Here is a 23,246-nt window from a genome sequence, read left to right as displayed (position 1 = left end):
TTACCGAGGCCATATGTTTTAACAGTTTTTGTGAACTGTTAGAATTCATTTTTGAATTCTACTTCGTGCTTTTCTTCAACTTTGGTAAAGCAAATTTTTTGCTGGCCAATGTCGCGATGCCAATTCCTGTGGCAACAAGTGCGGCTGTGAATAATAATGTTTTTGTTCTCATTTTCCTTCGTTTGGGGTACTTGTACTCCTAAGACAACCTTTGTGCCAATAATGTTCCTACGCTAAGAATATTATTTTTTTGCCTTTCGTTTACATACTGTTAACAATCTTCAACGCCCAGTCCCTTACTTGAAAGCGACTTATTTTTTATTTGATCACTTTTTTGTGCATAATTCGGAGTACAATAAAAAATAGTTTTCCATTGATCAAGTATCGCTTTTTATCACAGTTAAATGATGTCTATATTTCAATAATCAACCTGTTGACTTATGAAAATTAGAAATTACTTATTTGCGCTGTTGAGTTTTGGCTTCTTTTTGAATCCATTGGCGGCTCAACAAACCGCTCCTCCTCAAACCGATGCTCGATTCTATGATATTATCGAATCGGCTTCGCCAGAAAGAATTGAAGCAGACATCCGTAAGCTGATCAGCTTTGGAACCCGAAATACGTTTTCAGACACTGTTTCTCAAACCCGTGGAATCGGAGCGGCCAGAAGATGGATATTCTCTGAATTTCAGAAAATATCAAAAGAATGTGGAGGCTGTTTGGAAGTTTTCTATCAGAAAGATTTTGTGGAAAAAACGGAAGGAAGTCGTGTTCCTCATTCTGCTTGGGTAGTGAATGTAGTGGCCGTTTTAAGAGGTACTGATTATCCAAATAGTTATGCACTGATGTCGGGTGATATTGATTCTCGTGCATCTAATACCATGAATTTTGAAATTGATGCGCCTGGTGCCAACGATAATGCATCGGGTATGGCTGGAACAATAGAGGCTGCACGTATACTTTCTAAATATAAATTTAAGCACAGTATCGCCTTTGTTGGTCTTTCTGGAGAAGAACAAGGCTTGTTTGGTGGTGCTGGTTTAGCAAAATATGCGCAAGAGAATAACTGGGAAATTGTTGGGGTACTGAACAACGACATGATCGGGAATATTGAAGGAGTTGATGGCGTAATCAGTAATCGTGATTTCAGAATTTTTTCTGAACCAACACCAGCCAATGAAAGCGAAGGTTTGAGACGCGCCAGAAGAACCGTTGGTGGAGAAGTAGATGGTAATTCTAGACAATTAGCCAGATATATTTATAAGCAAGTACAAACCTATATGCCTGAAATGAATCCGATGATGATTTACAGGTTAGATAGATTTGGTCGTGGAGGGCATCACCGTCCGTTCAACGATTTGGGATTTGCCGGGGTGCGTATTATGGAAGCTCATGAAAACTATGTGCGTCAACATCAAGATATAAGAACTGAAAATGGAATTAAGTATGGTGATGTAATTGAGGGCGTAAACTTTGAGTACGCGGCAAAACTGACAGCCGTAAATGCGATTTCGTTGGCTGGCTTGGCTTGGGGGCCAAAACTGCCTGAGGATGTAAGAATTGGTGGCGCTGTTCAGCCTTCTACTACTTTGCAATGGAAAGAATCTAACGATCCGAATACTATTGGATATAAGCTTTATTGGAGATTAACCACTTCACCAACTTGGGATAATTCTAGATTCGTTTCTGGGGTGAATGAATTCACTTTGGAAGGTATAGTGATTGACAATTATTACTTTGGAGTGGCAGCTGTAGCGAAGAACGGAAGCGAATCGCCAGTGGTATTTCCTTACCAGCAGATAAGAAGGAGGTAGAAGAAGTAATTACCTAAATGAATACAGATAGAAAAGCGGCATTGTGCCGCTTTTCTTATGATTCAGTAATTGTGAAACTCGCAGTTAAGCCCACACTGAAGTTTCTGGGAAGTGATTGAACACCAAAAATTGCTCGACTATGGGTGCCTTTTTCTTCTAAAATTTTGACAAACAGATCAGATGCCCCATTCGCAACTTTGGGTGATTCGTCCCAGTTCTTACTTGCTTGAAAGTAAATGTCAATATGGTTTAAACCCACTAACTTATCGAAGCCTACTTTGCTATTGATTTGAGCCAAGACATTCAGGGTGCATAATTCCATAGCATGGTAACCATCTTCCGTGCTGAGTTCGTCTCCTAACCGCCCTTGATATAGATACTCTTCATTTAGAATTGGAAACTGTATAGCCACATAGGCAATATTTGCTCGGATATTAACCGATACATAGTTGCCGCCAGGAGTAGATACCTCTGGAAGCCTAAGCTTGAGTTTTTGTAAGTTTTCTAGTGGGTTCATAGTTCTTTAACCATCTTATAATTGCTGATGCTAACTCCTTCTATCTCTATCCAGTTTTCTTTTACTACTTGGAATCCTCTCTTTTCAAAGAAAGGCCTGGCGGTTTTACTGACATTGGAATAGAGTTCTTTTAAGGGGTATGAACTTGCTTTTTTCTCTAACGCATCTATGAGTAGATTGGCAATTCCCCTTCTCAGGTGGTCATGATGTACGTACATCATATCGATGTAGTTTCCGTTTTCCAAAGAAGCGAATCCGACTATTGCCTGAGCAATGATTGCAACTATAAAATACTGTCCCTCAATTCGTTTTTTCCAGCGTTCCTTGTTTTGTGCAGAAGCTGCCCAAACTCTAATTTGTTCGGGAGTGTAATCATTGATGCAGCTCAGTTCAATTGTACTTTTATAAAGTGCTTGAAGTGCTGGGATGTCGGCTGTTTGGGCTAGCCTTAGGATAAGGTTCATTTCATCAGAAGTCTTAACTAAGTTCTCAAAAATCTATCCGCTTGAGTTTTCCTTCAGAAAAGAATAGAAGTAAGGTGGCATCGACCAAATTCCCTTTACTATCGGCAAAAGGGATGCCGCATACAGTATATGAAGTAGGGTCTTTATAGATTGAGATGGGGCGAGTAGAGGCACAGTCTTCTGGAAAATATGCTTTTGCGTCATCAATGGTAGTTTCTTTTGTAAAGGTCATATCTCCAAGCACTACCTTTGTAATTCGGTTATCGAGCCTAATGACACTCAAATCACAAATATTTGTGCTTGCGTAATATTCATAATAAGTGCCACCTATATACACAAGTGAATCAGCCTCAGACATGTCCATTATTTCTGGAACCGGAATAATGCTGTCTATTGGTATTCCTGATGATTTGATCTCGTCAAGGGTCATTTTTGACTTTAAAACCCCATTCATTTCGAAGAAGCCAAACTTAATGGCTTGAGCATTCAGAAGAGAGGTGAATCCAGTTAAGAATATTATAAGGAGAGCTTTTTTCATTTTTGAGATTAATAGCTATGAATGGGGTGTAAGTAAATTTAGGATGCTGGTTTATAGAAATCGCTTTAAGAATACCGATCCATATCCTTCATAAAGCGTCTTCTGTCTTTACGTTGATTTCTGTTTATAATAAAGAATAGGAGTGGACCTATTAAAAAAGCTGTGAATAAAGGAAGTTGAAATACCCTGGATTGGTTGCTTTTACGGGCTGATCGCTGTTTTAAAAATTGAAGAAAACTAATGGTGTAAACCACCATAATCAGAACGCAAATAAGAATCCATGCCGTAGTGCTCATATTCAAAAATACAAACTTATTGTATTTGCGGCTACACCAAAACTGTCGGATTTACATACTCTAAAGAATAGACCTTATGGCTTCCTTTCTTGCCTTTTACTTCAATTTCATATTCCCCGTTTACTACGCAGCAGGTCTCAAATTTTTTAAATAGCGCTTCGGAAATGAGGAAATCCGTATTGAGCGTTTTGTTCGCTTGTTCAATTCTTGATGCAAAATTTACAGTGTCGCCAATGGCCGCTTCTTTTTGCATGCCTTCTATGCCAATCGTGCCCCAAATTACTTTGCCCGTATGTGCACCTAAACGAATTTTAAAAGAAGAGTTCACCAAGTCATGAACTTCAGTATCAAATTTTTTAATGGCTTTTTGAAGTTCAAAACCCGCATTGATTGCATTTTTTGCATGGCCGGGTTGATGATCTAAACCGAAAATGGCCAAGAAACCATCGCCATAGTAGTCTAATATTCTGCCGTTATTTTTTTTAATAATATTGCCGGCAATGTAGAAATAGCGGTTGAGCACATGAACTACATCATAGGCGGGTGTACGTTCGCTAAATGCGGTGTAATCAGCAATATCTACAAAGAGTACCGAGGCATCAATTACTTCGCCCAAGCTTCGAGGTGCAATAGGATTGCCTGAACTTAAAATGATGTTTTCATCAATTTTGTCTAGAACTAGTCTTCTTGCTTCTACCGGTCCGCATACAGTAGTTTGGCATGCTAATCGGATTTCCAGGCCTAGTTTGAGTGAATTCGCTAGTTGCTTCTCTTTCTCATTTCTAGGGCTTACATTTTCCAAACCTTTGTCGATATAAACTCTACAGGTAGAGCATTTGGCATTGCCACCGCAGGCATGAGCATGGTTAATGCCTTTCTTAAGTGAAGCTTCTAGAATTGTTTCACCATGTTCACAATCAACCGTTAGATTATCAGAATTAAGAATTAGTTCAGCCATAAATAAGATTACATGTATTCAGAAAGCTCAAGCCAGCGCATTTCCTTCTCTTCTAAATCGTTATTTATTCTTTCTAGTTCCGTTGCCCAAGCAGTTAATTCTTCATGATTAGTAGAACCGCCTATTATTTTTTCATTCAGAACCGCTTTTTGCGCTTCTAATTGAGCCATTTCTTTTTCTAACGTATCGAATTCTAGCTTTTCCTTATACGATATTTTTCGCTGTTCTTTTTTAGGCGCTGGTGCTGCGGGCTTCTCAACAACTTTTGGCTTTGGAGCTTCTTTGGCTGCCACTTCTTCTAAACGCCAATCGGTGTAATTTCCGTTATAATCTCTGATGTCGCCTTGGCCATCAAAAACGAAAAGGTGATCGACTAATTTATCAACAAAATACCTATCGTGAGATACAAGCACTAAGCAACCTTCAAAATTTTCAAGGAAGTTTTCTAGCGTGTTTAGTGTAATCAAATCAAGATCATTGGTAGGTTCATCCAGAATCAAGAAATTCGGACTTTTGATTAAGATTTTAAGCAATTGAAGCCTACGCTTTTCTCCGCCACTCAATTTGCCAATGGGTTTGTATTGCACTTCTGGCGGAAAGAGAAAACGAGTCAGGAACTGAGAAACAGGAATACTTTGTCCTTTTCCATATTCCACAAACTCGGCAATTTCTTTGGCGAACTCAATGACGGTTTGAGCATCGTTAAACCTTAATTCTTGCTGACGGTAGTAGCCAATTTTAGTGGTTTGGCCTAAATCAATTGATCCTTCATTGGCTTCTAAATCGCCTACAAGTAAACGAAGGAAAGTTGTTTTTCCACTTCCATTTGCTCCAACAATTCCTACACGGTCCTTTCTTGGAAAAACGTATGAGAAATTGTTGATCAGCTTTTTGTCGCCAAAACCGTGGCTAATTTTTTCGATTTCTAATACCTTTTTACCCTGACGTGACGCTGTTGCACCTAGTTCCATTCCAGTAGCTTTAGCTCCAGAGAAGGCTTTTGATTTGGTTTCTTCAAAGGCATCAACCCTGTATTTGGCTTTTGTGCCTCGGGCCTTGGGTTGCCTTCTAATCCAGTCCAGCTCTTTTCTGTAAAGGTTCTGCGCTTTTTCTATAGAGGATGCTTCAGATTCATGTCGTTCCGCTTTCTTTTCTAAGAAATGACCATAATCGCCTTTATACCGGTATAACTTTCCGTGGTCTAATTCTACAATTTCGTTGGTTACTTTTTCTAAGAAATACCTATCGTGAGTTACTAGAATCAAAGCCATGTTCGCTTGGCTCAAATACCCCTCTAACCATTCAATACTGTCAATGTCCAAGTGGTTGGTAGGCTCATCCAAAATCAATAAGTCAGGTCTTTGAATAAGCACTTGTGCCATGGCCACTCTTTTCTGCTGACCACCCGATAGCTTGCTCACATCGGCTTCCAAATCCTTCAAACCTAGTTTACCTAAAACCTGCTTTACCTGGCTTTCTTGGTCCCAAGCATTCAGCGCATCAATTCGTTCGATAACAGTTTGCATTTCTTTGTCATCGTAGTCGCCACGTTCGGCTTGCAGCATTACTTTCTGATAACGACTTAAAAGCCTAAGGGCTTCGTCATCGCTATCGAATACAGCATCAAGTACGGTTTGGTTGGTTTCAAACTTTGGGTTTTGTACCAATGAGCGCACCACAATGTCGTTTCGGAATACCACGTCTCCGGCATCTTGTTTTTCAACACCAGTAATGATTTTAAGCAGGGTAGATTTTCCTGAGCCGTTAACGCCCACGAGGGCAATCTTTTGGCCTTGGTCGACACCAATTGAAATGGCATCGAGTATTTTTCTGTCACCAAATGTCTTGGTGATATTTTCTAACGAAAGGTAGTTCATTCTTGAATGGAATTCTTAGTGGGCAAAAGTAACTAAAGAAATGGGTAACGATGCTCTTTTAGATTTATCATGAAGAATAAAGTGGGTGGTTTGAGTATTGCACGATCATTAAAGTAAGGCAACCTTCACTGTCAGTGAAAAGGAAAAGCCTATGTAGAACAATTTGATCTATCAACTCATCCTAATATCATAAGGTGCATTCTAGCCTAACGATGCAATGAATGGATGTTCGTTTCATTTTTATTTGATATTCTAAAGTTATGAATTGTGTAATTCAGAAAGTATTAGGAAAAATTAACATTTGAAAAGTAATAATAAAGACTATATTTATAGTTCATAAGGTCAGTCAAAATAACAACAAAATGAAAAAACGTAATCTGATAATCGTTATCGGCATTTTTGTCGCGGTGCTTATTTTTTTTATCACCAAAGTAAATAAAGGCTCCACTGAGTCAGCAGAGGTCTTTGCCAAAGTGCAACGAGGTCAGTTCAGATCTGAAATAACCGCATCGGGTGAGTTATTTGCCAAAAGCTCGGTAGAAATCATGGGGCCAGGAGGTATGCAAGGTGCGGGTATTTATCAAACCACTTTAGAACATATTATTCCTGAAGGAACCGTAGTAAATGCGGGCGATTATGTGGCGCGTTTGGATCAAACGGAATTGGGCACTCGACTTCAACAGAGGAGAAGTGATTTTACCGTTAGTAAATCTGAATTCACTCAAGCTAAATTAGATACAGCTATGGAGCTTCGTAAAGCCAGAGATGTAATGGATAATCTGCTTTATGAAATTGAAAGAAAGAAATTGGTTTTGAAGAATTCTCAGTACGAGCCTCCTGCAGTAGTGCAAGAGAAACAAATGGAACTTGATAGGGCTGAGAAACAATATTTGGTTGAAATGGAGAATTACGAGCTTCAGCGACAAAAATCTGTTGCCAGAATGGCTGGAGCTGAAGCCAAAATGCAGGATGATAAAGCCAAACTCGATGCCTTGCTTGATTTACAAAAGCAATTTACAATTATGGCTCCTGAACCAGGTATGCTGATTTATAAACGTGATTGGCGAGGTAATAAAATGGGGGTAGGTGCACAAATAAATGCTTGGGAACCCGTTGTTGCTACCCTTCCAGATTTAACCCATATGGTTTCAAAAACTTTTGTGAACGAGGTAGATATTAATAATATAAAGAAAGGACAGAAGGTTGAAATAGGATTGGATGCCTTTCCAGATAAGAGACTAACAGGACAAATATTTGAAGTGGCCAATATGGGGCAGCAGCGCCCTAATTCAGATGCCAAGGTATTTGAAATCATGGTGGTGGTAAATGAGTCGGATACTACTTTGAGACCGGGTATGACCACGAGCAATAAAGTAATTGCTGAAGTGCTAGACGATGTTCTTTTCATTCCTGTGGAAGCAGTTCATAGCCAAGGTGACTCTATCACATACGTGATTGCTAAAGACGGCTTGAGTGCAGTGAAGCAAGAGGTGCAATTGGGTAAGTCTAATGCTGATCAAGTTGTAGTAATTGGAGGCATCACTGAAGGTCTTACTCTCTACCTTTCAGATCCTAGCGATATGGACGATAAACCTATTAAGCGTATTTCGGAAGGGGTCAAAGCTATCGCTAAAAAGGATTGATATGCTCCGGAAAATCCTTTCAAATTTGTCAATCGCTTCAGAAGCAGTATTGTCAAATAAAATCCGTAGTGTACTTACTGCCTTAGGAATCATATTTGGTGTGGCTGCGGTAATTGCTATGATGGCCATTGGTTCTGGTGCTCAACAGGAGATTTTAGAGCAAATTGAATTGGTTGGAGTAAACAATATTGTAATCACTCCTATTGTTGAACAAAGCGAGGGAGAATTGGACGAAACCGCTGGAGCAGTAGGTACTCAAAAAGGTAAAAAGAACCTTTCATTGGGGCTCAATTTTATGGACGTTGAGAGTATAAAAAACATGATTCCTGGTATTGATATGGTAAGCCCAGAGATTGTTCTAGAAACCGAGGTATCAAGGCAGGGTTTTAGGCGTACTGCAAAGCTGGTAGGTGTAGAGAATACTTATTTTGAAATCTCAGGCTTTGAGCTCAATGAAGGAGAATATTTCAATAAGGAGCATTTAAAAAAGGGAGTTCCTGTTTGTATTATAGGAAAGGCCATCAAATCGAAATTTTTTAGTAGGGAAGAGCCAATTGGTAAATATATAAAAGTAGGTAGACATTGGCTCAAAGTTATTGGCGTGCTAGAGGAGCGGATCATTTCAGATAAAAGTATGTCCAACCTAGGTATTCGTGATTACAATATGGATATCTATACACCTTTGAGTACTGCTTTAGTGAGGTATGAAAATAGAGCCATGGTGACCAATTCATTAATTCAACAGGCAAGAATGAGTGGTAATCAAGAAAAATCAAATGTCAATTATCATCAGCTCGATAGATTGGTACTTAAGGTGTCTAATACAGCGCAAATGAATTCTATAGCGCAGGTCGTCTCAAAGATGCTAAAGCGTAAGCACAGTCAGGTGGTAGATTATGAAATTAGTATACCAGAACTGCTCTTGAAACAGCAACAACGCACCAAAAATATCTTCAATTTTGTATTGGGTGGAATTGCAGGTATTTCCCTTCTTGTTGGAGGTATTGGTATTATGAACATTATGCTGGCTTCTGTAATGGAACGAATTAAGGAAATCGGTTTACGAATGTCACTAGGTGCTACCAGACTTGATATTGTGTGTCAGTTTCTCTTGGAAGCCATAATGATTAGTTTCTCAGGTGGAGCTATTGGCGTGCTTTTAGGTTTAATCGCTGCCTTTGGTATTGCCGAATTGGCTGAAATCCCAACCATAGTAAGTCCCTTTTCTATTTTACTTTCATTTGGTGTGGCCGTTACAGTCGGAATTATTTTTGGAATTGCACCAGCCAAACGAGCCGCAAATCAAGATCCAATTACCTCCTTGAGGTATGAGTAATCAATAGAAAGAACCAGCCTACAAAAAAAGGCTACCCGAAACGGTAGCCTTTCTTTTAATATTTATTGAGTCAAATACTAAAATTTAATCTTCTGAGCCATTAATTGTTATCATGATTTCTCTGAAACTATTTAAGCCAGACTCTAAATTCTCAATAATTTCATTCGCTAAAATATCTGGGTCTGGCAGGTTGTCTAAGTCGGTTAGACTTTTATCTTTAATCCAAAATATGTCGAGACTGGTTTTATCTCTTGCCACGATTTCATCATAAGAAAACTTACGCCATCTCCCTTCTTCGTTGTCCGAACTCCATGTTTCCGTTCTCTTATTTCGGTTTTCTGGTTTGTACAGTTGAATGAACTCCTCCAAATGCTGCATTGTCATGGGCGACTTCTTTGGCGTATGGTGGATATTGGTTCTATAATCATAAAACCAAACCTCCTTTGTCCAAGCTTCTTTACTGGCTGGTTTATTGGTAAAGAACAACACATTGGCCTTCACTCCCGGTGCATAGAATATCCCTGTGGGTAAACGAAGGATTGTATGTAGTTCTGTTGTCTTTAGCAGTTGGTTGCGCACTTCTTCTCCTGCACCACCTTCAAAGAGAACGTTGTCAGGTAAAACCACAGCTGCCTCTCCATTAATCTTTAGCATGGTTTTAATATGCTGTAAGAAGTTTAACTGTTTGTTAGAAGTCGTTTCCCAAAAATCCTGACGGTTGTAGCTCATGTCTTGCTTTTCCGCCTCACCTTCTTCGTTGGTGATGGTCATGCTGCTTTTCTTACCAAAAGGAGGGTTAGCGAGTACATAATCAACACGGAAGCCATCATCAGAAACCAATGCATCGGTAGACTTAATAGGCGTGTCGCCAATAATGTCTCCAATATTATGGAGGTACATATTCATAAGGCACATTCTACGCGTGTTGGCTACAATCTCATTGCCATAGAAGGTTTTATTCTTCAAGAACTCCTTTTCTTCTCTATCCAGCGAATTGTTTGCAATCACCCAGTCATAGGCCGCTAAGAAGAAACCACCTGTACCACAAGCTGGATCTGCTATGGTTTTGAGTGGTTTTGGTTGAACACAGGCAACAATGGCTTTGATCAAGGCTCTTGGTGTAAAGTATTGACCTGCTCCAGAACTGCCGCTACTGTCCATGGCGTTCTTTTCCAGCAGTCCTTCGTAGATGGTTCCTTTAATGTCGGCTCCCATCATATTCCAATTCTCTTTATCGATCAAATCAATGACTTTTAAGAGTTTGGAAGGGTCTTGAATTTTGTTTTGGCTTTTGGTGAAAATCTGACCCAACATGCCTTTTTCAGTAGATAAACTACGGAGCAATTGGCTGTAAAATGATTCTAGCTCAGCGCCTCTTTTGCCTGTAAGGGTTTCCCAATCGCAAGTCTCTCCCTCTGGAATTTCATTGCCATCAACATCTTTCAGTTTAGGGAAAACCAAGCCTTTGCTGTAGGGTGGCTTATTGAGCTCATCTGCCATTTTAAGGAAAAGCAAATAGGTGATTTGTTCCAAGTAATCACCATAGCCCACGCCATCATCGCGCAATACGCCAGCAAGATTCCAGATTTTTGATATTATAGTTGAGTCGGTCATGTTAATTGTTTACAATGTTTAGAAGTCTGCGAAAGGCATAAATAGTAGGCCTTCTGCCAGCTCCCTTTTGGGCTATATCTAATACCTTGTTTTCAACCAAGGTATTTAATAACCTGGCCACACTAGACCTAGGTATTTGAGAATTTTTCTCAAAATTTCTTGACGAAAATATGGGCTGAACAAAAAGGGAGTCTAAGCACTGAATTGAGAACTGAGAGTGTGTACTGTTGGCAATTTCTAGTTTTACCGTCTCATATAAACTAATTATTTCACGGGTTTTGCGAATATTTTTTTCGGCTTGAACTATAATGGCGTTTAAAAAGAACCTAATCCAGTTGGTCCAGCTTCCGCTGTCTGTTATTTCTTTTAGTGCATCATAATAATCAGATCGATTACTTTCTAGGTAATCACTCAGGTAAAAAACAGGCTCTTGAATAATTTCTTTGTGGTACAGAAATAAGGGAATCAGTATTCTGCCCATTCTGCCGTTACCATCTAAAAATGGGTGAATGATTTCAAACTGCGCGTGAATGATGGCCAATTGTACCAATACATCTTTGTCATCAACATGGATGTATTTTTCCCAGTTGTACAGGGCTTCGAGCATTACTGGTATTGAAGGAGGCACAAATCGAGCATTTTCTATATTTGAGCCAGGGCTACCAATATAGTTTTGTATTCTTCTAAAGTTACCTGGGTCTTTGCTGTCTCCTCTTACACCCTGCATAAGCGCCTCATGCATTCGTTTTATAGAATTGAGAGACAAGGGTCTTTCTTTCATACTATCTCGGCCTTGTTTTAAGGCCACACGGTAATTGATTACTTCCCAAATATCGCCTTTAAGGTGGTCGCTGGCTTTTTCATCTGCTTCAAACTCCAAAACTTCCTCTAAGGTGGCTTGTGTACCTTCAATTTTTGAAGAGAGTACTGCTTCTTGGGTACGAAGTGGTGCCAATAGCACATCGGGGTTAATTACCGATTGCAACAGGCCATCATAACGGGCAACGTACCTGTTGGCTTTACCCATAAGGTCGATAAATTGCCCCCATTCTATGGTTTTTAGCGGCAATTCCTCAGGTTGATAGGGCTTCATATTTTGTGTCTTATGGAAGTAACATAAACTGTTTTGTGTCTCAAATATTGAGGCATGTAAGATACAAAAGGTTTTGTGTCTTACGCATGAGTTATAAATTTTTCATTCTTCGAAGGTCGAATTTTAACGAATGAACTTCCCTTAGGAGGCCGAAACTTTAGTGGAGGAATTCTTAATCCTTTCCAGCAAAACACTTGCTGGCTCATAGTCTTTTGCTTGTTTGCATTTTTCTATTTCTGCTGTGGAAAGCAATGTGCCTTCAAAGGCCTTTTTTAGAATACTTTGGCGCAGGGCTTTGGCTTTCTCTAAACTCTCGGTAATACTTTGCTCTACCTTATCGCAAACGGATAGGCGAGTTTCGATTTCTCGGACGATTTGGTGTTGTTCTTCAATTGAACATATAGGGATGGGGTAATTAGAGAGCTTATCTCCGTTGATATTTGATTGATTAACTCCATCTGTTTTTACAAATGAGCCATAGACTTTTGCAGGATGCGAATTTAGAAAATGATTTAAATACGCTCCTGAAATAATATTTTCAATCTGATTTAAGCGTATTAAGTAACCAGCAAAGATTGCGGGTCTTTCACCCTTGTATTGTACTGTTTTTCCAACCAGCTCAGGACTATTTGTTCGATTAAATAATACATCACCTTCTTTTAATAGGTATTGATTTATTTCTTCTGAATCAGATGAGTATTTTAAATCTTTCCAATCAATCTTCCCATCTTGCATATTCCCCATTCTTAATACAGGTATTTTCCCAGATATATTTGATTTTGAAGATGAACCATATTCTGTTTTTGAACATGTATTTCCAATACAGTCAAAAAACCAAGTTGATGGGAGGTTTAAATTTAAAGTCTTCACGGGGGAATCAAATAGCTTATAGATTGCTGGCTTCCCTGGCTTTTTCCCTTCTTTACCATTCTTCTCCCAATCTTTTACCGCTTGCTTCCAATTCTCAAGCTGTTGTTCATAGTGTTTTTGGCGTTCTTCTTTGATTTGCTCTAACAACTGATCTGCGGTTGGGAGATTGGTTTGTTGTTCTCTCCATTCCCTTGTCAACTCACCCTCAAAAGCCTTTTTCAATACAGCTTGGCGATAGATTTTTAATTGGTCTTGTGCTTTTTTGAGGTCGGCAATGCCTTTGTCTAAATCGGAAAAGAGTTCTTCTATTTTGGATACAATGGCTCGTTGTTCGGGGAGGGGGCAAATCCTAAAAATTAGCTTAGAGAATCTCCCTTTGTTTAGAATAGGAAGTGTAGTTGAGGATGCAGCATTTTTAATTGCCCTCTGAAATGAGGAAGAGATTATTTGGTAATAAATGAACTCACTTGACAAAGGTTTATTAGGGACAATAGCATTGATCTGCTGGTTAAACGCGCCTTCTTTGCGAATAATCCCTGTTTTACCTATCGTTGCGCCAATACAAGTCACCAAAACTGAGCCAGCCTTGGCACTTCTAGATTGTTGAAAACCTAAATCAGATAAATAATCAGAAGATTCCCTGACATAATATCCTTTATTTAAATCAGTGGGTTTATAAAACGGGAAGTCGTAAGAGGAATAGTACTCTGAATTCTTTTTACTCGGTGTTCCGCCAGTAATTACCTTACCCAATTCACTCACTTCAACTTCTACCCAATCTTGTCTCATCCTGCTGTCGTCTTAACTGTGATGTATTTGATTTTTGTGATGGCCTTGATTGTGTTTTATCCTGTTTTCATAATTATCAAAGCGATCACAGTTAAGAATGATGGTGTTTAATTTTAGTAAAATCATGATTAGGCTTTGAATTTCTTGTTTTCGAGTCTGTGAAATTTCAGTTTCGTTTCTCCAAAATTGATCAGTAAGCCTATTTGCAAATTGTAGGCTTCTAAATAATTAATGGCCTGTGCTAAATGCACGTTTTCGAGTTGTGTTAATGCTTTGATTTCTACACTAATTTTATCGGCTATTAAAAAGTCCACTCTGCGTTGGCCCACCAGAATATCTTTGTACATCACATCCATTTCAACTTCACGAGTATGCAATATATTCCTTAAATCAAGTTCGTGCGACAAAGCACGTTGATAAATAACCTCCTGAAAACCGTTGCCCAAAAAGGAATGTAACTCCATGGCCGCTCCAATAATTTGACCTGTCAGTTCTGAATATTTATACTTCTCATTTATCATGTTTTCCTATTTATCATAGTAATCACAGTTCAAGACAATTAGGCGGCCAATACCTCATTTAGCTCATCAATAATATCATTCATTTCGTTTCCGAAAAGCTGATACATTTTGCCTCTACCGCCCTTACTATCAAAAGGTGTATAATCTAGGTCATCCAACTCAATATGGTAACTGCTTACCACATGATCTTTGATCATCTTGAGCCAGTCGAGTTGTTCTTGCGTAAAGCGTTTATGTTGACCTGTATGTTGCTTAAATAACCAATCGTTATAATTTTTTTCAATGGTTTTATCAAAAGATTTTAGTTCGCTATCAATTCCGCAGGCTTTACGAATCAAAGAAACTAATGCGGTGAGTTCATCTTTGGGTTGTTCACTTTTAATATTATCTAAAGTAGCATAAGCATTCCACACATAGTCAGGGGCTAATAATGGTTGCTCTAAACTCAATTTATCAAACACTTCCTTGATCATTTTAAAAGTGATCTCTCTGCGGTTGTAAGGCTGATTATAGAAAATACTTAAGGCTTTTATTTCGTCTTTATTGGCTTCAAGGTAAGCACTAAAGTCTTTTACTACTTCATTGGCTTTGTCTACCGAAGTGGTGTCCCACTCTGATTTAGTAACGGTGTCAATGTTAATACTGTCAATGATCTGGTCATGTTCTCTTCGCACGTTTTCCAGGTAAGTATTCAATTCTCCATTAAAGGTAGATGTGGCCTGTTTAATAAGCTCAGCCTGTGTGGCTTGTTTTGTCTTTTCAATGAGGTCAGGTGTTCTATCTTCAATAGGGATGCTATCAATTTCAATCTGGGCCTTGCTATCTATTTCATCCGAGTCGTAAGCAGTAAGCAATTCTTTGGTGATTTGCTTTAGGTTTTTGCCTCCCGAAAATTCCAACAGCTTCTCTTTCTCCTTTTCAGTGATTTGTTTTTCTAATCGGATTAAGCGGTTGGCCAATGACAAGAACAAATCTTCATCTGCAATACCCATAGCCACAGCACCTAATAAATCCTTCAAGGCCATGGTAGGCTTTCTTTCTAAGGGTCTGCTGTCTGTCTTTTTAGATTTTATAGCACCAACGGCATCCACAATTACAAAGTGGGTTTTACTTTTGGCGGTACGGGAAACCATCTGTAAAGAGTCGCTATTAATGGTTCGGGTTCCTCTGCCTTTCATTTGCTCAAAGTAGTTTACACTTTTTACATCGCGCATAAAGAGCAACACCTCCAAAGGTTTTACATCTGTTCCAGTAGCAATCATATCTACTGTTACGGCAATACGGGGGTAATAAGAATTTCGAAACCTATTCAGCACTGATTTTGGGTCTTCTTCAATCTTATAGGTTACTTTTTTACAGAAGTCGTTGCCTTCGTCAAATTCCTCTCGGATGATTTTTATAATGTCATCGGCATGGCTATCGGTTTTGGCAAAGACCAACGTTTTTGGCACTTCGTATTCTCCGTCTTTGTCCACGCGGTTGGGGTAAATTTCGGTTTTCAGCGCTCGTTTATATTCCTTTATAATATTTCGGATTTGGCTTGGGTTGACCACTTTTCTGTCCAAGTCGTTGCGCTTGTATTCAGTGTCTTCATCCTCTTGCTGCCACCTTTTTTTTCTAGTCAGTTTATCTCGTCTGTCAATAAACCAGCCCGCTTTTATTAAACCTCCTTTTTTAGATATCTCAGTTTCAATGGTGTAAACATCATAAGGCACGTTCACTCCATCAGTCACCGACTCTTCATAAGTGTATTCACTCACCACATTTTCATTGAAGAAACCAAAAGTGCGTTTATCGGGAGTGGCTGTTAAGCCTATCAGAAAAGCATCGAAGTAATCGAGGACTTGTTTCCACAGATTGTAAATAGACCTGTGGCATTCATCAATTACAATAAAGTCGAATTGCTCAATCGGTACTTTAGGCGTGTACTCTACAGGAACTGCCTGCTTTTTATTTAACTGCTGTTTAACCCATGAGTTTTCTTCTGGGTTAACGAGTTCTGCGCTTTCATCCAATTCCTCGCCTTTCAGAATGGAGTAAAGGCGCTGAATTGTGGAAATACAAACTTGACTATCAGAAGCGATGTAGCTAGATGTTAGGCGCTGTACATTGTAAAGCTCCGTAAATTTTCTGTTGTCATCATTGGGCTGAAAAGTCATAAACTCTTGCTCTGCCTGTTCGCCCAAGTTTTTGGTGTCCACTAGAAATAAGATGCGCTTGGCGTCTACATGCTTTAAAAGTCGGTAAATAAAAGTGGCGGCTGTAAATGTCTTTCCTGCACCAGTGGCCATTTGAATCAAGGCTTTTGGGCGATTCTTTTTAAAGGAGTGCTCTAGGTTGTTCACTGCTTTAATCTGAGCAGGCCTTAGCCCTGTGGGGTCTAAAGGGGGAGTTGCTAAAAACCTTTCTCTAAGGCTTTTTCCTTGCTTAATCCATTCGGCCAGAGTTTCGGGTTTATGGAAACTAAAAACGTTTCTGCCTCTTGGTTTTGGGTCTCTGTAGTCGGTAAATCTTGTAATTGTTCCAGTACTTTCATAAACGAATGGCTTTTCACTTTCTAGAATGAACTTGCCAATCTTAATGGCGTCCTTGGCATACCTGGCCGATTGATCTTCAACTTGTAATAGCTTATAGCCCAAATCTTCGGCCTTTGCTTCTATTACCCCAACGGCTTTAGAATTCACAAAGAGTATGTAATCCGCAGAACCAGACTCGGTGTTGGTCTCTCTGAGTGCTATGCCAATTCCCGCAGATAAATTGACAGTATCTTTCGACTGAACGAGCCATCCTGCCTCTTTGAGCATTTGGTCAATTCGATCTCTCGCAATTTGTTCAGGGTTTTGGTTAGTGTAATCTGGCATTTAATGAGCGCTATTCATTTGGCAAATCATTCATGAGAATTTACTGCCAGTCTTGTTAATGTTCTGATTGTCGTTAGAACACCTATCGACCACCCAATCTACTATTTTTTCCTTTAATTAGTCTAGTACTTTTTACGAGTGAAATGAGGGTACAAAAAAAAGGCTACCGTTTCGGGTAGCCTTTCAATTTTATGTTTTGTTGAATCTTAGTTCAACTCAGTCACTACTTCAGTAATTTCTACTGCTGGTTCTTCAATAATAATTTCTTTTACTTCAGCTTTAGTGTCGTCAGCAGACTCTGAATGACCAGCACCCAATAGAGGGGCAATCACCAAACCAACCAAACAAGTAAGCTTAATCAAAATGTTCATTGATGGACCAGAAGTATCTTTGAATGGATCACCCACAGTATCTCCAGTTACAGCAGCTTTGTGAGCGTCAGAACCTTTGTAAGTCATTTCTCCATCAATCATAACACCAGCTTCGAAAGATTTCTTAGCGTTGTCCCAAGCACCACCAGCGTTGTTTTGGAAGATCGCCCAAAGTACACCTGATACTGCAACACCTGCCATATAAGCTCCTAGTGCTTCTGGTCCCATGATAAACCCTACAAGAATAGGGAAGATGATGGTAATAGCTCCTGGCAACATCATTTCTTTAATAGCTGCTTTGGTAGAAATTTCAACACACTTACCGTACTCTGGAGTGGCAGTGCCTTCCATAATGCCTGGAATTTCTTTGAACTGTCTTCTTACTTCTTTTACCATTTCCATGGCCGCTTTACCTACAGATTCCATAGCCAAAGCAGAGAAAATTACAGGAATCATACCTCCAATAAACAAGGCAGCGAGTACATCGGCTTTGAAAATATTGATACCATCAATACCAGTGAAAGTAACGTATGCAGCAAAAAGTGCTAGAGCTGTTAATGCTGCAGAAGCAATGGCAAACCCTTTTCCAATAGCAGCAGTTGTATTTCCTACTGAATCCAAAATATCTGTTTTCTCACGTACTTCAGAAGGAAGCTCACTCATTTCGGCAATACCACCTGCGTTATCCGCAATAGGACCGAAAGCGTCAATGGCTAATTGCATTGCAGTGGTTGCCATCATAGCAGAAGCAGCAATACCTACACCGTAGAAACCAGCCAATTCGTAAGCACCCCAAATGGCACCCGCAAAAAGAATAATTGGTCCGAAGGTAGACTTCATACCTACAGATAAACCTGCAATAATGTTTGTAGCAGCACCAGTAGATGAGTTTTGAATAATGCTCATTACAGGTTTTTTTCCAATGGCAGTGTAGAATTCAGTTAGGTAAGAAATTAAACCACCAACTACTAAACCTACCAACACAGCTCCGAATACACGGATAGAAGTAATTTCTAAAATACCTTCGCCAAAGAACTTCATTTGCATAGTTTCAGGCAAAAGAAGGTCGATAAGGAAATAACAACCGATAGCGGTTAATATGATTGAAATCCAGTTACCACGGTTCAAAGCGGCCTGAACTTCTGCTTCTTTAGCGTTGTTATTTTTGATTTTGATAAACATAGTACCGATCAACGAGAAGATGATCCCGGCACCTGCAATTACCAATGGGAGCAAGATTGGACCGATACCACTGAATTGGTCATCAACTGATCCGCCCATATCTCTAATGATGTAGTTACCCAACACCATTGAAGCCAATACTGTAGCCACATAAGAACCAAAAAGATCGGCACCCATACCGGCTACATCACCTACGTTATCACCTACGTTGTCAGCAATAGTAGCAGGGTTTCTTGGATCATCTTCAGGAATACCTGCCTCTACTTTACCTACAAGGTCAGCGCCAACATCGGCTGCTTTAGTGTAGATACCACCGCCTACACGAGCGAAAAGGGCAATTGACTCAGCCCCTAGAGAGAAACCAGCAAGGGCTTCTAATACGATTGTCATTTGATACACACCGCCATTCGCCATGTCGCTATCCATAAAGAAAGCAAACAATAGAATGAAGAGCATACTTAGTCCAAATACGGCTAAACCAGCAACACCAAGTCCCATTACAGTACCGCCAGTAAAGGCAACTTTTAAGGCTTGACCTAAACTGGTTCTAGCAGCTTGGGTAGTTCTTACATTGGCAGCAGTTGCGATTCTCATACCGATGTTTCCGGCCAATGCAGAGAAAAATGCACCAATGATAAAAGCAAAAATTATGAAGTAGTGTGTGGTTTCAACCAAGGTAGAGATTACTCCTAAAAGTATACCTGCAACCACTACAAATATGGCGAGTACTCTGTACTCAGCGCTGAGGAAAGCCAAAGCTCCTTCGCGGATGTACTTGGCAAGGTTTTGCATTTTTTCATCCCCTGCATCTTGCTTGTTTACCCAGTTCGATTTAACGATCATTACTAACAAGCCGACTAGCCCGAGAATTGGGACTAAATAAATCAGATTTGACATTTTTAATTATCAGTTTTATAAAAGACGTGCAAAGATAGTAGATGCCTTTACAAAAAGAAAAACTATGTGAATTAAAGAATAGCGATCATAACATGGCTTTAAAGCCTTCAATAAGCAATTTAAAGATGCCATTCGGGATAAAGCTCAAAATGAAACTGGTAATTTGAAGACCAACAATTAAAAAAAGTGGCAGGTGATGTTTTTAATCAAGTCTTTTTGGAGGGATATCTGGTTTAGCGTATGCCAACCTATTAATGGAATTGGTATCATGGTAGCTGTCCAAGCCTGTCATGGCCAACGTGTTGGCGGCTTCAATATTTAAAAAGCCATCAGATGTAATGAGTTCCTCTTCTATAATTAACTCTTTAATTTCTCCGATTACCAAAATAGTTTTATTGGCTGTTATTAAGTGTTGTTCTTTAAACTCCAAGCCTATTTTTATTTTGCTTTCAGCTACAAATGGTGCAAAATGGTTGCTTGAATAATGTTCTGTTAGGCCCGTGGCCTCAAACTCACTTTTTTCCCAACGGGCGCTAGTCCAGTGAGCTTGTTCCATCATAGCTTTATGAACAAGGTTTATAGTATATTCTTTCGTTTCTAGAATGTTTTCTAAAGTATGACGAGGGACAGAATGAGGTCGAAAGAGTACGCCCATTAAAGGAGGGTTAGCCCCTACATGCATTACCTGAGTAAATAAACCCAAATTAGTAATTCCTAATTTAGACTTTGTGCCTATTAAATGCGGGGTTTTAAAACCCGAAAGACAATTGATCAGGTTGGTTCTAAAACGCTGTTCTAACTTAAGAATATCTGAAGAAGAAAGTTGCATTTAAGTTCTTAAAGTTGACATTCCTCCATCTACTCCAATGATTTGGCCTGTTATCCAACTTCCTTCATCTGAAAGAAGTAAAGTGGTTAAATGGCCTAAGTCAGCCGGTTGCCCAAACCGACCAATAGGATGTCTTTTATTAGAAGCTTCTTTCTTGTCGTCTGTTGCCAATAACCGTTCTGCTAGAGGGGTATCGGTTAATGAAGGTGCCAACACATTCACCCTAATATTCATTCCGGCCCATTCTGCAGCAAGTGATTTGGCCAATCCTTCTACCGCCCCTTTTGCAGCAGCAATAGAGGAGTGAAAGTTCATGCCTATGTTTACCGCTACTGTGCTATATAGAATTACCGAAGCTCCTTCGGCTTTCTTAAGCCGCCCCATGCAAGCTTGTAATACTTTTATGGCGCCAAAGAGATTGATATTCATGTCTGCTTGAAAGTCTTCAAGCCTAATTCTATGAAATGGCTTTAAGTTGATAGACCCTGGTGCATATACTACTCCGTGTAAAACTTCCGGAAGTTCGTCAAGCTCAGTGCTCATTTGGTTAACATCCAAAGAAATATAATTAGCGCCTTGAAGCTTTGGGTCATTTCTGCCAGCCACAAAAACATTAGCACTTTTTTGTAAGCTCAGTTCCGCAACGCTTTTACCAATGCCCGAACTAGCACCTACTACAAGTATATTCTTGCCTGATAGACTCATTAAGATTTAGTGTTTATGTAGCTCATCAACTCTTTCTTCGTAGAGTTTTCTTGGAATTTACCGTGAAACTGAGCTGTTACAGTGCTGCTGTTTACATCTTTCACACCTCTTGACTGAACGCAAAGGTGATCGGCATCGATGATTACCGCCACATCTTCTGTTTCAAGCAAAGTTTTGAGCTCGTTTGCTATTTGCACGGTGAGCCTTTCTTGAACTTGCGGACGCTTTGCGTAATACTCCACAATACGATTGATCTTCGATAGGCCAATTACTTTTCCGCTTGAAATATAGGCTACATGCGCTTTTCCAATAATGGGCACAAAATGGTGTTCACAATTAGAATAGAAAGTGATATTCTTTTCTACCAGCATCTCATTGTACTGATACTTATTCTCGAAAAGCGTCACTTTAGGTTTATTAGCGGGGCTTAGTCCGCTAAAAATTTCTTTGATATACATTTTGGCTACGCGTTTAGGCGTACCCGAAAGACTGTCATCACTTAAGTCAAGCCCCATGATTTCCATGATCTCCTTAAATTTCTTTTCAATGAGCTCTTGTTTTAAGTCATCGTCCATATCGAAAGCATTCGGAACCATTGGCGTTTCATAAGAAGTACCTACGTGCTCATCTCCAATTTCTTCAATTCTACTAAGTACGTTAAGCGGGGTACTCGACAAAGTTCCGTTCTGTTTCATAGAGTCTTATTTTCAATTCTAATTTTTGGTCAATTTCTGGGCGCAATAAGTTGTAGATTACCAGTGCGATGTTTTCTGCTGTTGGATTCAGGTTTTTGAATTCGGTTACATCTAAGTTTAAGTTTTTGTGATCGAATTTATCTGTAACATGAGTTTTGATAATATCCTTTAGAATTTTCATGTCGCATACATAACCTGTTTCTGGGTCTTGCTCGCCTACAACTTTTACAATGAGCTCATAATTATGGCCATGGAAAGAGGGGTTGTTACATTTCCCGAAAACCTCATCATTCTTCTCTTCACTCCATTTGGGATTATAAAGTCGATGAGCAGCATTAAAATGCTCTTTACGATAAACAGCTATTTTCATTTTGGTAATTTAAAAATGAGTAAGAAGTGTGCTTACTACTTTTTTGTTTCGGGATGCCAACATTGGGTTCACCGATTTTGTTCAAAGAACGATATAAAATAATTGAACAAAAAATCTAAAATCTAATAAATGAGTTAGTTAATGAGGTAAGAGGCTTTGTGTACATTAAATCTTCAGCTTTAACTCTGGAGCCAATTGTTTGCTGTCAGACCGTTTAGCATGATTCTTTCGCTGAATATTCCCAACCATGTTAGTCACTCTATTTCGGCTCAGAAGTCTAGGTAAAAAAGCACTTAATTTATTCCATACGCCAGGAACAGCCACAGGCTGACCTTTAATCATGCATGAAAACGCAAAGAGCGCTACGTCTTCGGCAGAAGCAATGTTGAATTTAATGTTCGGGTCATCATTACCGTTGGCTTTGGCAAAACCCGTTTTTGTCATGCCAGGACATAATACCGTGGCGGAAACGCCAGTTCCTCTCAGCTCATTGGCCAATGCTTGAGTGAATGAAAGTAAATATGCTTTTGAAGCATGGTAAGTAGACATCAGTGGACCTGGTACAAAGGCAGCTACGGAAGCATTATTTAAAATGTAGCCTTTTTTTCTCTGTATCATGCCAGGAAGCAGCAGCTTGGTAAGGTGAGTGGTCGTTACCATGTGTACGTTGAGCATGGCTTCATCCTTTGCCCAGTCGGTTTCCAGAAAGTGCCCAAAATTACCAAAGCCGGCATTGTTGAAAAGGATTTCAATAAGCAGTTTCTGTTCAATAATGTATTGATGAATTTTCTCTGCAATGCCCTTCTCTGCCAAATTACAAACCAGTAGGTGAATGTCCGTTTGAGGGAACATGATAGAAAGCTCTGCTTTTTTTTCTGCCAATAATATTTCATTCACATCAATAAGGAGTAATGAATAATTGGCTTGGGAGGCGATTTTGGCAAATTCAAATCCAATACCACCGGCAGCTCCGGTAATTAAAGCAGTAGTTTTCATACGGTCAATC

19 protein-coding genes are annotated in these 23,246 nt (G+C 39.5%); 3 read left to right on the top strand and 16 right to left on the bottom strand.

The window, feature by feature from the left end:
- Positions 1-440 precede the first annotated feature (440 nt).
- The gene (locus AWW67_RS03930; RefSeq protein ID WP_082793969.1) at positions 441-1,814 is read left to right on the top strand and encodes a M28 family peptidase; all 1,374 of its coding nucleotides are present in this window, start codon (positions 441-443) and stop codon (positions 1,812-1,814) included.
- A 55-nt stretch (positions 1,815-1,869) separates the two neighbouring features.
- Here the strand turns inward: AWW67_RS03930 and AWW67_RS03925 are convergent, their stop codons facing one another.
- The 5 genes from AWW67_RS03925 to AWW67_RS03905 form a co-directional block, all read right to left on the bottom strand.
- Positions 1,870-2,331 (bottom strand): RidA family protein, encoded by a 462-nt coding sequence (locus AWW67_RS03925; RefSeq protein ID WP_062300399.1) that lies wholly within the window; start codon positions 2,329-2,331, stop codon positions 1,870-1,872.
- Positions 2,328-2,795 carry a GNAT family N-acetyltransferase gene (locus AWW67_RS03920; protein ID WP_062300398.1) on the bottom strand — a complete coding sequence of 156 codons (468 nt, stop codon included), beginning with the start codon at positions 2,793-2,795 and terminating at the stop codon, positions 2,328-2,330. Before AWW67_RS03920 ends, AWW67_RS03925 begins: the two co-directional genes overlap by 4 nt.
- A 25-nt stretch (positions 2,796-2,820) precedes the next feature.
- Complete coding sequence (locus AWW67_RS03915; protein WP_062300397.1) at positions 2,821-3,333, bottom strand: hypothetical protein; 513 nt, start codon at positions 3,331-3,333, stop codon at positions 2,821-2,823.
- Between the two features lie 327 nt (positions 3,334-3,660).
- Complete coding sequence (locus AWW67_RS03910; RefSeq protein ID WP_062300396.1) at positions 3,661-4,587, bottom strand: adenylate/guanylate cyclase domain-containing protein; 927 nt, start codon at positions 4,585-4,587, stop codon at positions 3,661-3,663.
- An 8-nt stretch (positions 4,588-4,595) separates the two neighbouring features.
- Complete coding sequence (locus AWW67_RS03905; protein ID WP_062300395.1) at positions 4,596-6,464, bottom strand: ABC-F family ATP-binding cassette domain-containing protein; 1,869 nt, start codon at positions 6,462-6,464, stop codon at positions 4,596-4,598.
- A gap of 362 nt (positions 6,465-6,826) precedes the next feature.
- On the opposite strand from AWW67_RS03905, the gene AWW67_RS03900 reads away from it, so the two are divergent.
- Positions 6,827-8,107 (top strand): efflux RND transporter periplasmic adaptor subunit, encoded by a 1,281-nt coding sequence (locus AWW67_RS03900; protein ID WP_062300394.1) that lies wholly within the window; start codon positions 6,827-6,829, stop codon positions 8,105-8,107.
- Position 8,108: 1 nt separating this feature from the next.
- The gene (locus AWW67_RS03895; RefSeq protein ID WP_062300393.1) at positions 8,109-9,443 is read left to right on the top strand and encodes an ABC transporter permease; all 1,335 of its coding nucleotides are present in this window, start codon (positions 8,109-8,111) and stop codon (positions 9,441-9,443) included.
- 84 nt (positions 9,444-9,527) lie between these two features.
- Here AWW67_RS03895 and AWW67_RS03890 read toward each other — a convergent pair whose 3' ends face one another.
- From AWW67_RS03890 to AWW67_RS03840, 11 genes are all read right to left on the bottom strand, one after another.
- Positions 9,528-11,057 (bottom strand): class I SAM-dependent DNA methyltransferase, encoded by a 1,530-nt coding sequence (locus tag AWW67_RS03890; RefSeq protein WP_062300392.1) that lies wholly within the window; start codon positions 11,055-11,057, stop codon positions 9,528-9,530.
- Position 11,058: 1 nt separating this feature from the next.
- On the bottom strand, positions 11,059-12,150 hold the full coding sequence (locus tag AWW67_RS03885) for a Fic family protein (RefSeq protein WP_062300391.1): 1,092 nt from the start codon (positions 12,148-12,150) through the stop codon (positions 11,059-11,061).
- A gap of 141 nt (positions 12,151-12,291) precedes the next feature.
- Positions 12,292-13,809, bottom strand: coding sequence for a restriction endonuclease subunit S (locus AWW67_RS03880; protein WP_082793968.1), 1,518 nt, complete (start codon positions 13,807-13,809; stop codon positions 12,292-12,294).
- 128 nt (positions 13,810-13,937) lie between these two features.
- The gene (locus tag AWW67_RS03875) at positions 13,938-14,330 is read right to left on the bottom strand and encodes a GxxExxY protein (protein ID WP_062300390.1); all 393 of its coding nucleotides are present in this window, start codon (positions 14,328-14,330) and stop codon (positions 13,938-13,940) included.
- 38 nt (positions 14,331-14,368) lie between these two features.
- Complete coding sequence (locus AWW67_RS03870) at positions 14,369-17,191, bottom strand: type I restriction endonuclease subunit R (protein WP_062300389.1); 2,823 nt, start codon at positions 17,189-17,191, stop codon at positions 14,369-14,371.
- Positions 17,192-17,397: 206 nt separating this feature from the next.
- The gene (locus AWW67_RS03865) at positions 17,398-19,641 is read right to left on the bottom strand and encodes a sodium-translocating pyrophosphatase (protein WP_062300388.1); all 2,244 of its coding nucleotides are present in this window, start codon (positions 19,639-19,641) and stop codon (positions 17,398-17,400) included.
- Positions 19,642-19,843: 202 nt separating this feature from the next.
- Positions 19,844-20,470: a flavin reductase family protein gene (locus tag AWW67_RS03860; RefSeq protein WP_062300387.1), complete on the bottom strand. Its 627-nt coding sequence runs from the start codon at positions 20,468-20,470 to the stop codon at positions 19,844-19,846.
- Complete coding sequence (locus AWW67_RS03855; RefSeq protein WP_062300386.1) at positions 20,471-21,175, bottom strand: SDR family NAD(P)-dependent oxidoreductase; 705 nt, start codon at positions 21,173-21,175, stop codon at positions 20,471-20,473.
- Positions 21,175-21,870 (bottom strand): GTP cyclohydrolase I FolE, encoded by a 696-nt coding sequence (folE, locus tag AWW67_RS03850; protein ID WP_053222770.1) that lies wholly within the window; start codon positions 21,868-21,870, stop codon positions 21,175-21,177. The genes AWW67_RS03855 and folE overlap by 1 nt, the downstream gene beginning before the upstream one ends.
- Entirely contained in the window at positions 21,833-22,240 is a 408-nt protein-coding gene (locus AWW67_RS03845; protein WP_062300385.1) for a 6-pyruvoyl trahydropterin synthase family protein, read from the bottom strand. Before AWW67_RS03845 ends, folE begins: the two co-directional genes overlap by 38 nt.
- A 165-nt stretch (positions 22,241-22,405) precedes the next feature.
- Complete coding sequence (locus AWW67_RS03840) at positions 22,406-23,236, bottom strand: SDR family NAD(P)-dependent oxidoreductase (RefSeq protein WP_062300384.1); 831 nt, start codon at positions 23,234-23,236, stop codon at positions 22,406-22,408.
- Between the last annotated feature and the right edge of the window lie 10 nt (positions 23,237-23,246).

The organism is Roseivirga seohaensis, from assembly GCF_001592945.1.
Lineage (GTDB): Bacteria > Bacteroidota > Bacteroidia > Cytophagales > Cyclobacteriaceae > Roseivirga > Roseivirga seohaensis.
The sequence above is the reverse complement of the archived record's forward strand: the minus strand, read 5'-3'. Positions and strand labels throughout refer to the sequence as shown.